General features: G+C 67.2%; 11 protein-coding genes. 5 read left to right on the top strand and 6 right to left on the bottom strand.

Annotated features, from left to right (window positions below; translation table 11 throughout):
- Positions 1-233 precede the first annotated feature (233 nt).
- Genes ACQPYA_RS04260 through ACQPYA_RS04250 form a run of 3 tightly spaced genes read left to right on the top strand, consistent with a single transcriptional unit; the run spans position 234 to position 2,504 of the window.
- Entirely contained in the window at positions 234-1,685 is a 1,452-nt protein-coding gene (locus ACQPYA_RS04260; protein WP_433531331.1) for a hypothetical protein, read from the top strand.
- A 4-nt stretch (positions 1,686-1,689) separates the two neighbouring features.
- Positions 1,690-1,887, top strand: a complete 198-nt coding sequence (locus tag ACQPYA_RS04255; protein ID WP_433531330.1) for a hypothetical protein — start codon at positions 1,690-1,692, stop codon at positions 1,885-1,887.
- Between the two features lie 50 nt (positions 1,888-1,937).
- Positions 1,938-2,504, top strand: coding sequence for a 2'-5' RNA ligase family protein (locus ACQPYA_RS04250; protein WP_433531329.1), 567 nt, complete (start codon positions 1,938-1,940; stop codon positions 2,502-2,504).
- 92 nt (positions 2,505-2,596) lie between these two features.
- Here ACQPYA_RS04250 and ACQPYA_RS04245 read toward each other — a convergent pair whose 3' ends face one another.
- Together ACQPYA_RS04245 and ACQPYA_RS04240 are read right to left on the bottom strand one after the other, a co-directional pair.
- A complete protein-coding gene (locus ACQPYA_RS04245) occupies positions 2,597-3,625 on the bottom strand; it encodes a hypothetical protein (RefSeq protein WP_433531328.1) in 1,029 nt (342 codons plus the stop codon).
- A 241-nt stretch (positions 3,626-3,866) separates the two neighbouring features.
- Positions 3,867-4,688, bottom strand: coding sequence for a transposase family protein (locus ACQPYA_RS04240; RefSeq protein ID WP_433531265.1), 822 nt, complete (start codon positions 4,686-4,688; stop codon positions 3,867-3,869).
- A gap of 265 nt (positions 4,689-4,953) precedes the next feature.
- Between ACQPYA_RS04240 and ACQPYA_RS04235 the strand changes: the two genes are divergently transcribed.
- Both ACQPYA_RS04235 and ACQPYA_RS04230 read left to right on the top strand, forming a co-directional pair.
- The gene (locus tag ACQPYA_RS04235) at positions 4,954-5,850 is read left to right on the top strand and encodes a hypothetical protein (RefSeq protein ID WP_433531327.1); all 897 of its coding nucleotides are present in this window, start codon (positions 4,954-4,956) and stop codon (positions 5,848-5,850) included.
- Between the two features lie 296 nt (positions 5,851-6,146).
- Positions 6,147-6,569 carry an ATP-binding protein gene (locus ACQPYA_RS04230; protein WP_433531326.1) on the top strand — a complete coding sequence of 141 codons (423 nt, stop codon included), beginning with the start codon at positions 6,147-6,149 and terminating at the stop codon, positions 6,567-6,569.
- Positions 6,570-6,863: 294 nt separating this feature from the next.
- Here ACQPYA_RS04230 and ACQPYA_RS04225 read toward each other — a convergent pair whose 3' ends face one another.
- From ACQPYA_RS04225 to ACQPYA_RS04210, 4 genes are all read right to left on the bottom strand, one after another.
- Complete coding sequence (locus ACQPYA_RS04225; protein WP_433531325.1) at positions 6,864-7,736, bottom strand: hypothetical protein; 873 nt, start codon at positions 7,734-7,736, stop codon at positions 6,864-6,866.
- Positions 7,737-8,014: 278 nt separating this feature from the next.
- A complete protein-coding gene (locus ACQPYA_RS04220; RefSeq protein WP_433531324.1) occupies positions 8,015-10,309 on the bottom strand; it encodes an FtsX-like permease family protein in 2,295 nt (764 codons plus the stop codon).
- Positions 10,306-10,986, bottom strand: coding sequence for an ABC transporter ATP-binding protein (locus ACQPYA_RS04215; protein ID WP_433531323.1), 681 nt, complete (start codon positions 10,984-10,986; stop codon positions 10,306-10,308). Before ACQPYA_RS04215 ends, ACQPYA_RS04220 begins: the two co-directional genes overlap by 4 nt.
- 380 nt (positions 10,987-11,366) lie before the next feature.
- The gene (locus tag ACQPYA_RS04210; protein WP_433531322.1) at positions 11,367-12,269 is read right to left on the bottom strand and encodes a hypothetical protein; all 903 of its coding nucleotides are present in this window, start codon (positions 12,267-12,269) and stop codon (positions 11,367-11,369) included.
- Between the last annotated feature and the right edge of the window lie 70 nt (positions 12,270-12,339).

Below are 12,339 nucleotides of genomic sequence, written 5' to 3'. Positions count from 1 at the left end.
ATCGCTGCCCGGTGTGCGGCGACGGTGGCGACAGCCGCCGGGAGGCCGTCACGGAGACGGTGCTGTACCACCGGTCGGTCGTGGACGTGTGTCGCCCGGATGAGCCGGTGGTGGTGCGGTGGTGGCTGGCCCAGGTCCATGAGGCGTGTCGTGTGGGTCCGGTGCTGCCGTGGTCGCAGGTGCCGGTGTGGGCGCGGCCGTCGCAAGGCCCCCACCGTTGCGAGACGCGGCCGTTGACCGATCGGGTCCAGTCCGGGTCGGCGTTGGTAACGGTGACCGGGGTGCCGGTGCTGCGGTGGGAGCCCGCGCCGGTCATCTGTCAGGTCGACTGCGGTCCGGACGGCCTCGGACACGAGCGGCTGCTCGGTGTGGTGGTCGAGGAGATGCAGGCGCGCGGGGCGATGCCGCTGCGCGACCGGGATCTGGTGCCGGACGCGGTGGGTGACCTGCCGCCCCTAAGCGGCTGGTACGCGCAGATCCACGGCACGGCGGTGACGGTGTGGATGCCGCCGTCGTGGCGGGCGCCTGTGGTGCCGTCTGCCGGGCCACGGCGGGTGCTGGCCACCTTCGACGGGCTGCCCGCTTCGTGGCTGGCCGCAGTCGCGGAGCAGGGCAGGCTGGTGCTGGAGACGAGTTCGGCCCCGATCCGCTGTCAGAAAGGACTGTCGATGTCATCGCTGCCACAGCACGCCGGTGGCATGGTCGCGGCCGGGTCCGCTGACGACCAGGACAGAGACCTGACGCTGGACCGGCTACGCCGGCGCAGCGCGCCCGCCCGGCCGGCTGCCCCCCTGATCGAGGTAGCCGACCTGTGGGCGACGGCCTCTGTTCAGGCCCGGCGCCTGGCCGCCGCCCACAACGCGCTGGTGCCGCGGTCCCAGGCTGCCGACCCGGACCTGATCGCACTGGTCATCGTGGGTCTGATTCGTCAGGACGGTGAGGCGGAGCTGGCGGCCGTGGCGCAGCGGCTCGCTGACCCGCAGGTCGATCTCGTCCCGTGGCTGGAGCTGATGATCGCGCCGACCACCCTCGCGGACCGCCTCGCCGACGTTGGCGCCGCCATCCGCCGCGATGCGCGTGACCCTGGCACGTTGGCCTACCCGTTCCTGGGCTGGGTGACGGCGGCCACGCGTGCGCGTGCCGCGGTAGACCGGCAGCGGCTGATCGACGCGGGCGGGCTCCGCCTGGGCGATCAGGTGCGCTGCCTGCCCGAACGCGGCGCGGGCGGCGAGGTCGTCCCCGGCGAGGTGGTCTCCGGTGAAGTGCGGGCGCTGGCGACGATGACGTGGCCACCGGCCACCTTCCCGCGGGCGTGGCCGCAGACCTGGTTCGAGGTCGCCACCGGCGCGGGGAACGATAGTGCTCTGATCGAGCATTCTCTCCTGCTGGCCGACGACGACGATCCGCGCGCTGTCGCCCAGGCCGCCTACGCCGCCGCCGCCGATCTCTACCTGTACGCCTGGGTCTCGGCAAAAGGTCCGGTCGAACGACACGATCCCCTGCGGCGAGCAGCGCTGCGGCAACGCTACACCCTGCACACCATCGCCCCGGTCCGGCAGATCCTGCACGAGGTGCACGACGCCAGCGACGCGGACCTCGACCACGTCGTGGCCACAGCCATCGTCCGGCTCAGTGGCCTCGCGCCGCGTTACTCGGTTCCCGGTGGCATTCTCCCAAGCACCTGACTCGATGATGGCCACGCACACCTCCGTGCTCGCCGACATCGACAGCGGCCTGCCCGGCCAATCGATGCACACCATCGCCACCGCCGTCCGCGCCGCGATCGGCGATGTCCTCGGACCCGGGGCCATCGCGCGCATCCCAGGAGGACCGCACGTCGCCCTCCCTTGTGTACGGCCGGTCAGTGACCGCGTGGTGGCGGTCTGATGGAGTCGTTCTTCACACGCAGCCCGGGTGCTCGGTGGCCGAGGCGGGGTGTGCTGCACATCTACCTGGTCCCGCCGCCCTCGGTGGGTGTGATGGCGAGCGCCTTTCAGGACCTTCTCGCCGCTCGTGGCGTGCCGCACCTGTCCCGCCAGCCAGTGCAGTGGCTGCATGCGACGGTGGCACGGTTCAACCGTTGCCTCGCCGACCTGACCGGCGCGGACGTGGCCGCGTTGTGCGAGGCGTTGCGGCTGAGCATCACCGAGGTACCGGCCTTCAGGTGGCAGATCGGTCCGGCGTTGGCGTCGCTGCACTCGATCACTCTGGACGCCGCCCCGGATCAGCCGTGGCGTGATCTGCGTGAGGTGGTGCGCGCCACTGCGGTCGAGGTGCTGGGCGAAGACGTGGTAGCGCCGCTGACCGGACCGGGCCGGCCGCACGTGACAGTGTCATTCTGCACCGGCCCGGTCGCGATCGAGCCACACCTTGGCGCCCTCGCCCACGTACGGGCGGGCCGAGCGCAGTGGCAGGTGTCCACCGCGCATCTGGTCGCGGTGCACCAGCATGCCGATGCTGGCACCTACAGCTGGGAGTCGATCGCGTCTTTCCCCCTAGGCTAGCTGCCCAGACCCGTGACCAACTCCTTGCCGTCGCCGTGCGGCAGCGCCGGGGGCGTTGAGATTGACCGCCGGCGTCGAGGCGGGTCGCTCGGTCACGAGCAGACGCTGTCCACCGTTGAGGCCGCCTTGCTGCCATGCGGGGGTGAGGGAGTCGTCAGCTGCGGACCGAGGAGGTCGTGCACCCAGTCCGGCAGTCCCGTGAGGATCTCGTCGACCCGGCTCAGCAAGTCGATGCCGCTGTTGCCGAAGGTGATGTACGGGCGTGCGTACCAGGGCTTGACAGGCCGGGTGAACGCGCGCAGAGCGGCCAGGCGGACGCGGAGACTCCCGCCGCTCGCGATGGCCGGCTGGGCGCCGATCGAGCCGACCTGGATCGTGGTTCGGGTGCCGTGCTCGTCGCAGGCAAAGCTGTGGGAGCCCCCCATGCTGGCCCAGCACAGCTCCTGGTCCAAGACCATGACGGTGTGGAACACCCGAACATCCTGCACCTTGAGCCCGCCTCCGACGTCGACGGCGTACACGGTGGCAAGAAACCCGTCGACCCGGCTACACAGGACCAGAGCGACTCGGTCGGGGACCCCCTCCCCGGTCGCGTCCTGTTGCTCGATGACGGCGTCATAGAGAGCCCACATCGGGCGGTAGTCGTACAACGCGCGGGGTTCCGGGGCCGGCCCGGCATTGCCATACACGTCGCACACCTGCTCAAAACCCTCCGACGCCAGCAGCTCCCGCACGAACGCCAGACTGGTGCGCGCGGTGATGCCGTCGAGCACATCCATCTGCCGCCGCGTCGCATAACTGCCCACGACCTGCGGCAACCACTGCAACAGTTGCTCGCGGTGCAGTCCGGTGACGATCTGCCGATCCGCATCACACCAGGACGCCACCGGCACAGGCACCGTGCGGCTCATGAAGGAGACCTCCTCATCGAGCGCATGCTTCAACATCGGCGGCGGCGGTTTCGGATAGCCCGGGTCGGTAACCACCCGGACCGCGATGTACTCCGGGGTGGAATGTCCGGCCCTGATCAACTCCTCGTCACGCAATCTCCACAGCTGGTCCAACGCCCGCGCCCGGGACCGCTCGTCGGCTTCGACGACGGTGCGACCTGATCCAGACATCCGAAACTCCTCACTACGTAGCATCCGAGAAAGGGGTGTCGATACTCATCATGACGGCACTCAGGGCGTGGCCGGCACAGGATGGCAGTAACTTGATCTTTAACCTGCGACGGTTGGGTATCGACCCTGGCTGATCATAGGGACGGCCCTTGGGTGAATCGATCAATCCCCGACCGCGCCGGACAGGTTTGAAGATCAAGCTAGTGAGCCTTTCCGAGTAACGGTTGGTGGCGTTGGGTGATCATGTTGTGCGGGCGTGGTCGATGTGGAGCAGGACCAGGGCTGCAGCGGTGATCCGGCCGATGCTCCAGGGGCACAGGCTGACGTTGCGTAATGCTTTGAAGGTGGTCTTGAGCAGGGAGTTCCCGCGTTCGCCGATGGCGCGGACTGCGTTGTGGGCCTTGTTGAATTGCTGCTGCATGTCGGTGCAGGCACCGTTGCGTGGCTTCTTGAACGCCACTGTGATCGTGTCGGCTTCGCCTTCGTAGCCGAGATCACCGAGGAGCCGTAGGTCGCCGTCGGTCCAGGTGCGCAGCAGCGGCCCGATGCCGTGCTCGCGTAGGGCGGTGGTGTCGTGTTCACGCCCCGGGCGTACCGGTGAGGTCCACAGCGGCCATCCGTCCGGAGCGGTGATGACCTGCACGTTCCCGCCGTGGTTGTCATGCTTTCCCGACCACCACAGATCCACCCCGGGTGTCGGCCCGGGGGTGCGGCACCGATCGGTCTCGATCAGCGTGCCGTCAATATTGACGTGGCCGTAGCCGGCCATCTTCGCGGCCAGCAACACCGAGTGCAGGCCGGGGGCTTGGGCGGCGAGCACGGTGATGCCCTCATGCAGGTACGTGTACGCGGTCGACCGGCTGATCTTGTTGTCGGCGGCCAGTTGCGAGATGCGGGTGCCGTCGATCAACCAGCGGATCACCAAGACGGCCTGCTTGAAGCAGCCCAACGACCGGGTCCCGGCGCGGGTGCCGAGCCGTTGCCGTTGCGCGTGCAGGAGGCCGGACAGGAACGACACGGTCGCCTCGCGTACGGGCAGGACGGCGGTGTATGTGACACTCATAGCGACGCAGAACCTCGATGACGGTGATCCCGGGAAGGACCACCTTCATACCGGGGCTCTGCGTCTTTCCGTTGCACCGCAACGGATCCGGGCGCGTCTGGGCCGTTGGTCGAGCAGCTACTCCAAGTCCTCACACCGTTACTCGGAAAGGCTCAGTTGCCGTGCAGGCCGCGGTCCCGCGGTACGCGGGCCCGTATCGCGGCGCCCTCGGCTCGCACGGATCGACCACCACGAACCGGGCCAGCTCAGCGATACCATCTCGCCCATGACATCGGTGCCGCCCGCTGCCCTGCACGCCACCCGGATCCACGCGCTGGTGCACGAACTGGCCCGCGCCTACCTGGACCGGCGCGCTGACGAGGTGCTGAGAGTCGACGCGCGCCTGCGCGACGAAGCGAGCGGGGCTCCAGGCGGCCTCACGCGGGAGATAGCCGAGCTCATGCCCGAAAAGTCCGCCGCGATGATGTGCCAGGACCACCTTCGCCTGACCAAGAGCGCGGAGGCTGAGCTGCTGCCTGTTGCCGGTCAGCTCGCCGCTGACGCCGCGCCGCCGGCCCTGCGCGACGAGTTGGCACTCGCCTTCGACCGCGTCGCTGCCGGCGAGGCCACCCTGTTCGACCGCCCGGCAGGACTGCCAGGGATGCACGCGCACCTCTACGCGGCGGTGGTCGCCGCAGCCATCGACCGAGTGCACCCCATGCTCCACAGTCACGTCCGCGTCAAGCTCGAACAGGACATCCGAGCAGCCCGATCCGTCGGCCGCGGCATACCCGCGATGGAGACCGTCGCGTACATCTCCGACGATGAGGCAGAACGGGTGCTCCTCGACGTGCTGCCCTTTGTAGCCGAGATGACCGATCCACGGCACGAGCTGATCAAAATGGACCTCCGCGCACTCGTCAAGCTCTACCTGCTCGATCACCCAGTCATCGGACCGCGGGAGAAATCCGATCTCGAACGCCGGATCGGTGCGCGCCTCGACTACGTGACCACGGCAGTCGGTTCCCAGGCTGCCCGCGACACCGCCACCGCCGCGCCCCGGTCGAAGACTCCTGCGACACCGCTGTCTCCAGAGCAGATCACCGACCGTCAACACGCCGAGAAGGCGCTACGGAACAACAAGGGCAAAAGGAACAGCAAGCGCAAAAGGAATCGCCCGTAGGCGTCACGACTGCTGACGCCCGGCGACTTGGACCCTGGTGTCGGCGTACGGGTTCCGGCGCAGAGCCAGGTACGCCAAATGTGCAGAGGCATGGGCGAGTGGCGCTGGGGGACCTTGCGGCGCCACTCGCCCCGGCAACGCACGTTCGTTGCTCACGATGAGTAGCCGGTGGACACGGGCCGTCGCCCGAATCGCGGCCGGTGCGGACGCCTGGACAGAACAGCAGGCGTGTACCGGCATCGGTAAACCCCGCACGCCGCGGGCGAGTCACCTTTCGGTGTGCGGTTGTGGTGCCTGTGTCGCAGCGTCGGCCGACGTTCGGCACGACGATCGAGCAGATGCGGGCCGCTCTTGCCCTGGAGGCGTCACCCGCCCAGCTGCCGCTCGATGTACACGATTTCGCAGGTCGACAACGCGAGTTGGATCAACTCGACGCACTGCTCGACCCGGCCGGCGACTGCCGGCTCGCCCTGATCAGCGGCACTGCCGGAGTCGGCAAGAGGACGCTGTCACTACGCTGGGCCCACCTTATCCGTGAGCGGTTCCCCGACGCGCAGCTCTACGTGAACCTGCGCGGCTTCGACACCCGCCGCCCGCCCGCGGCGCCCCTGACCGGGGCACAATTTCTGCGCTCGCTCGGCCTCGAACCGACAGCGTTGCCCACCGACATCGACGAAGCCGCAGCGTTGTTCCGGTCGCGGCCGGCCGACGGGTGCTGATCGTCCTCGACAACGCCGCCAACACTGACCAGGCTCGACCCCTGCTACCGCGTCAGCCGGGACCGGTGCGTCCAGATCGCGGACCAGCGCGACATACGCGGTGAGCAGGGTCTAGGCGGCGACTCTCTGCCCGAGATGGTCGAGGGTCTCGTCGCCGAGCCGCTGGATGTCATCCACCTGATCTCCCTACCTGTTTCCTATCGACGGCCGGTGGCGATTTCGGGCAACTGCACAGGCGCTCTCGTCGACATCGGCTACCACGCCCGGCCTTCCGGAAGCCGGCCCGCTTGCCCCTCAGGCGCGGGGCAGGGCACGGTCGTCGATGTCCACGATGACGGGCCGGTGGTCGGTTATCGTCCCGACGCGGTCGGCGCTGATCGTGCGGAGGTCGATGATCGCATCGCCGGGTACCCCGTGGGTGGCGTGCCAGCGGTCGGCGCGCCGCGGGGGATGGTTGTCGGCCGGGTGGTGCCCGGTCGTCGCGGTCCACTCCACGCCAGCAAGGCGGGCACAGTCCCGCATCCGTCCAAGGTCCAAGCGGCGGCCCGGGCCGCGGTCCACCTCGCCGCTGTCCGTGAGCTGATAGACGTGGTCGGGGTGCCACGGCACTCCCGGGTAGGGGTCCGGATCGTAGTCGGGGTCGGCGCCAATCGAGTTCCAGTCGCCGCCGACCAGGCCGGGCACGTCGTCGGCGTTGAAGACCCTCAGCACCTGAGCGATATCCATACGCGCCCACAAAAGGCTGAACGGCGACAACTGCACGGAGCCGACCCGTAGCCGACGGCCGCGAAGGGCGAGCACGACGCTGACCCCGCAGTGCCACATCCCGTCGTCCTCGCGGGTGAGGGGGCGCAGGGTTCCCCGCACCGGTTGGATGCCGTCACGCCAGAGCAGCCCGGTGTGACATCTCATCCCTCCGACCGCCACAGCTGGCTGCCCGTCGACCTCGCAACGCCGTTTGACCGCGGCGGCCAGCCGACGGAGTCCGTCGACGGCGCCGAGCCGTTTCGCCGCGCTGTCTGCACCGTCGGAGATGATCTCCTGCACGGCGATGATGTCCGGGTCCACCTCACGGATGAGCCCCTCGACCTCGGCGTAGCGAGCGAGTTCAACGGGCGTGTCCCGCTCGTACAGGTCGAGCGCGTTGATCGTCATCAGGGTCGTCAAGGTGTCCTCCAGTGGGCTGTGTCCACCCCCATCCGGGTGCAGGCATGGTGGGTGATGGTAGATGTGGCCGCCCAGCCGACGCCGAGCCGGCGACGTGACGCAGGGTGGAGCCGATCGCCGGCCCGAGCGTCCCCGCGTCTCGTCCCCGTTGCCGGGGCCGGTGCCGGTGGGGGCCGCTGGCCCAGGTCACCAACGCGGGAAGCCGGTCGATCATCACGGCTGTCGCCAGCATCCTCCAGGGTAAGAATCGATCCTTTTCGTATCCGGCAATCCCGCAGCTATTCCCTACGCAGGTCCTCACTGCGTGGACGGATGCCGACAACCACAGAGGCCACCACCGCAGCGCAAAGCAGCGCCACCCCTACCACGGGCGCGGCGAGTTCGACCGTTCCCCAGTACCACCCGAACTGTTCACCCTGCACTCTGAGAAGGGAATTGCCGGCCACGTGGCTGGTGAGGAGCGCGAGTCCGAGTGCGATCGAGAGCGGCGCGAGGACTTGCCAGCGCTGAACGGCACGCAGGCCGGTCGCCCGCATACCGACCACCACCAAGCTGGCCACCTCCCGGCGTCGCTCGATCGATCGGGCGAGCGTGGAGACGAAGAACGCGGTGATCCCCAGGAAGAAGGCGACGACAATTCCGACATCGATGGTGCCCCGGTGGACCCGATACGCCTCTAGCCCGCTGAGATCCAACCCATGAACGTTGACGGTGCTCGCTGGCGCTGTCTCCGCCAACCTAGACGCGAATCGGTCCATGGCCACGATCCCTGGCGGCAGAAGAAAGTAGAGAATGCTGTCCGACGAAACGTCATCCGGCCTGTCATCGGTGATCACCAACCCCATCTCCCAAGGCAGGGTACTGGTGACGGGGACATCGAGGACATCCGCGGGAGCAGTTACTGTCGCCTCTCTTCCATCACCTGTCTGGAACCGCAGTGGCACCTCTACCGGCAAAATCCCCTCCTCACCACCGTGCGGCGTGCGGAGCCGATAACGATGCCCGTCGCGGCAGTCATTCAGCGGCACCGAGGTAAGCAGGCGGAGAGTGGCGCAATCGGCGGTGACCATGGTCGCTCCCACGACGCGGAGATACTCTTCTGGGGTCTGCGGATTGGCACCAGCCTCCGGTGGGTCGACGATGCTGCGCTGAGTGGTCCAGCGCGCCTCCGCCGGTAGCTCGTGAAGTTGTCCGAGCGCCGATGCGGTGAGCGTGTTTCCGTACAGATGCAGAGTCAGCCGATCAGGCCCCGGTGATGCGGAGAGTTCGGTCTGCCTCAGCACCGAGGCTCCGATTCCGGCAACCAGCACCAGAAGGCACAGCCCCGCCAGATGCCAGGTGAGCCCGCCTGCCTCGTGCTCGATCCGCCGAGCGGCGATCCGGGCTGTCACCGGTGCGGGCGACTCCGCGACACGTCGGGCAAATCCGATCAGGATCGGCCGCAGCGCCAACAGTAGGCCGACCGAGACCAACACCACGCCGCCAAGGATCAACGCGCTGCCGAGCGAGTCAGAGGAACCTGGACGCCGAGAACCGTCGAACAGGGCCAGGAGCGGGTACACGAGCAGGCCCAGGCCCAAGACAAACGGCGCGGCATACCACCAGCGAACAGAGGACTCCGAAACGTCGAACCTCGCATGTAGTGGGCGAGACAGTGCCCGGGAGGTGTTCAACGAGCCGACAATCCCGGCTATCGACACAACTACGGCCGTGACACCGACGATCATCGGCCAAGACAGCCTTGATGATGTCGGATACCAGGTGAACCCCACCACGCCCGAGGGACCGATCACCTCATTCGCAGCGGCGTAGCCAGCGAGCCCGAGTAACGCTCCGGCCAGACCGGCAAGACCGGACTCAAGAGCGGCGAGCCTCAGAACCTGTCGCCGGCTCGCCCCTACCAGCCGGAGCGCGGCATATCGGCGGGTACGCGTCGCAGCGGACAAGCGCGCACACACGTTCAGATAGATGACCATCGGGCCGACGAGGATCAAACTGAGCTGCCACGGAACATTCGAGAACCGGCGTTGCATTTCCAGGTCGAACCCGGCGCCACCCCAGCCGCGACCAGGAATCGGGTTTCCAAGTAGGTCTCGCGAGATTCCCACATAAGCGAAAATCTCGTCCGGACCGATCAGACCTTCCGGACCGATCCGCCCCACTTCCCGGCCAGGGACCAGCCGAGCGAAGTCCTCCTCCTGAGCCGCCAACCTCGCTGCTCCCGGAGAAAGCAACACCTCTCCGACCAGTGGAAGACGTTCGACTCCCGGTGGCGTCGACGCTCCGGCCCGGACCGATGTCAGGAGAATCCGGGTGAACCGCACCCCTCGCCAGGACCCTTGAGTCACCTCGAACTCGAAGGCGGCCGGGGCGGCTGTCTCCCCGTCGAGCACGGGGAGTGCCTGCCGGGCTGAAGTGGTCTCACCCCGCTTGGCGAGCAGCGACGGCATCGTCGCAACGAAGACCATTACGACGACGCCCGCAGCTATCCCGCACACCATCAGGGCCAGGCGCACCAGGCCGGACACACCGCCACCTCGGACCAGGCGGAACATCAACCGCAGTTGGCTCACCCGGGCCACCCTGCGCCCAGCGGGTCACCCACGACAGACCCATCCCGTAGCGTGATCGTTCGATTGGCCCGACCCGCCAGCTCCCTGTCGTGGGTTACCAGCACAATCGCAGTTGACCCTTCCCGGGAAAGCTCCCACAACAACGAGACCACTGCCTCGCCATTGGCGCTGTCCAATGCGCCGGTCGGCTCGTCTGCGAAGATCAGGTCTGGTCCGTGCACGACCGCCCGAGCGACCGCCGCCCGCTGCGCCTGCCCACCGGACACCCTGGCTGGCCGTCGATCCGCCGCTGCGACCAGCGACAGCCGTTCGAGTAGCTCATCGACCCGCGCTCGCCGTTGCGAGCTTCGAACCCGCAACAGTTCCAAGGGCAGCGCTATGTTCTCCCGCAGAGCCAGTTCCGGCACCAACTCGGCCGACTGGAAGACGAAACCAAACGAGCGCAGCCGGAGCGCCGAGCGTTCCTCCTCACCCAGCCGGGCGAGGTCCTGCCCCCGGAAGGTGACCCGGCCACCCGCCGGCCTGAGCAGCCCGGAGAGGCAGTACATGAATGTCGTCTTTCCGGAGCCACTGGGCCCGACCAGCGCCACCGCCTCACCCGCCTCGACGGTGGCACTGACCCCGGCCAGCGCCACCGTCGAGCCAAACGAATGTTCTACGTCCTCCGCAACCAACATCTACGGGGCACCTACGATCGACTCATGTACTCTTCCGACGAACAGTCCCGAAGGCACCAGGACGATCATTTCCCGGCCAATTCTCCCACCGGCGCCAGGGCCCCGGTATCTCCAATTCACAGGCTTCTCCTTACAGACGGCGATTTGCTCCTGTGGTCAACTCCTGCACGACGATGACCGTTGCCCGTCACTCACGCAACTCCCCGGGCACGTCGACGACAGCCGCGTGCCGGTCAGCGTCGGCCTCGTCGCATAGAAGTCCTTCGGGTTCCAGGCGCAGAAGCTGTACTCGTCTGGCATGTGCGTCTACTCCCAGGGTGCGATGAAAGATTCTGCCCGGGTGCGGATGCGGTAGGGCAGGCGTCGACCTGTTCGTGGGGCTACCGTGCACGGGATCGCGTTTTGGACACCCGTGATCGAACGTGACGAGGGTCGATCTTGTTGAGGTCCATTTCGAATACCATTCCCGTGGATGAATTTTTGCCCAGCGGATCGGTCCACTGATAGCCGGTGACAGTGGGAAGCAGCGCCGCCGTGACGTATGCCTGGACGTCACGAAATCCGGTTTTGCTTCCCGGGACGTGCCGCAAATCGGGATTGTCGGTCGTGTTCGCGACGGTGCCGCAGACGTCGGAGTATTCGCCTAACGCCAACGCCTCACTGGGCCCCCGGTCGGCTTCCCAGCCAGGCTTGTGTCGACTCCGGCGGAACCGAGCCATGCGGAATGGCAAAGGGTGCTCCTCGACCGCCAGCTCGGGGTCGCCGATGGGCGTATATCCGAATATCCCGGCGATGATCCCGAGCCCGCCGGGGTTATGGCCGCGACACCCGAGGAGTTGAGCTTCGGCAGTCGCCGCCTGAGCGCTGAACTCATTGAGGTGAGCGCTGATCCCGGTGAGCCGAAGGTCGGGTTGGCATCCGACCGGGGTCATAGAGACGGCGGCGTACCCGTGCATCAAGGATGTGCTGTAGAAATCATCGTGCCAGTTGGCCGTCAACCGACGCGGATTCCATGCCACACCAGTGTGATGGCACTCTGACCTCCCGATATACAACTCCAGACCGAGGCGCTGCTGGAATAACAGCCGCAGCGTGTCCCCTCTCATGTCGCCTACCTTCTGAAGGAAGACAAGATCGGGATTGTGCGCCTTGATCTGGTCGGCGCACTTGCTCCAATGGTCAACGTACCGGGTCTGCGCAGTGGGTATGACTTGACTGACAACTGTGAGAATCAACGTTTCACTTTTTTCGATTTGACAAAAGGGGCTGCGCACGGCCGCCACGACCCGCAGGGGAGCCGCGGAGGCGAATGGGCGGGTGTGCCGATGGACCCGAGCGTTTCCGGGCTCGGAC

Origin of the sequence: Micromonospora sp. CA-263727 (assembly GCF_050942455.1) — a bacterium.
Classification (GTDB): Bacteria; Actinomycetota; Actinomycetes; order Mycobacteriales; family Micromonosporaceae; genus Micromonospora.
This window is presented reverse-complemented; position numbering and strand designations above follow the sequence as displayed.

What these genes read in the sequence shown, in the direction of transcription:
- ACQPYA_RS04255 (WP_433531330.1), top strand. Translation starts at nt 1,690, where the DNA reads ATGATGGCCACGCACACCTCCGTGCTCGCCGACATCGACAGCGGCCTG.
- ACQPYA_RS04245 (WP_433531328.1), bottom strand. Translation starts at nt 3,625, where the DNA reads ATGTCTGGATCAGGTCGCACCGTCGTCGAAGCCGACGAGCGGTCCCGG.
- ACQPYA_RS04240 (WP_433531265.1), bottom strand. Translation starts at nt 4,688, where the DNA reads ATGAGTGTCACATACACCGCCGTCCTGCCCGTACGCGAGGCGACCGTG.
- ACQPYA_RS04235 (WP_433531327.1), top strand. Translation starts at nt 4,954, where the DNA reads ATGACATCGGTGCCGCCCGCTGCCCTGCACGCCACCCGGATCCACGCG.
- ACQPYA_RS04215 (WP_433531323.1), bottom strand. Translation starts at nt 10,986, where the DNA reads ATGTTGGTTGCGGAGGACGTAGAACATTCGTTTGGCTCGACGGTGGCG.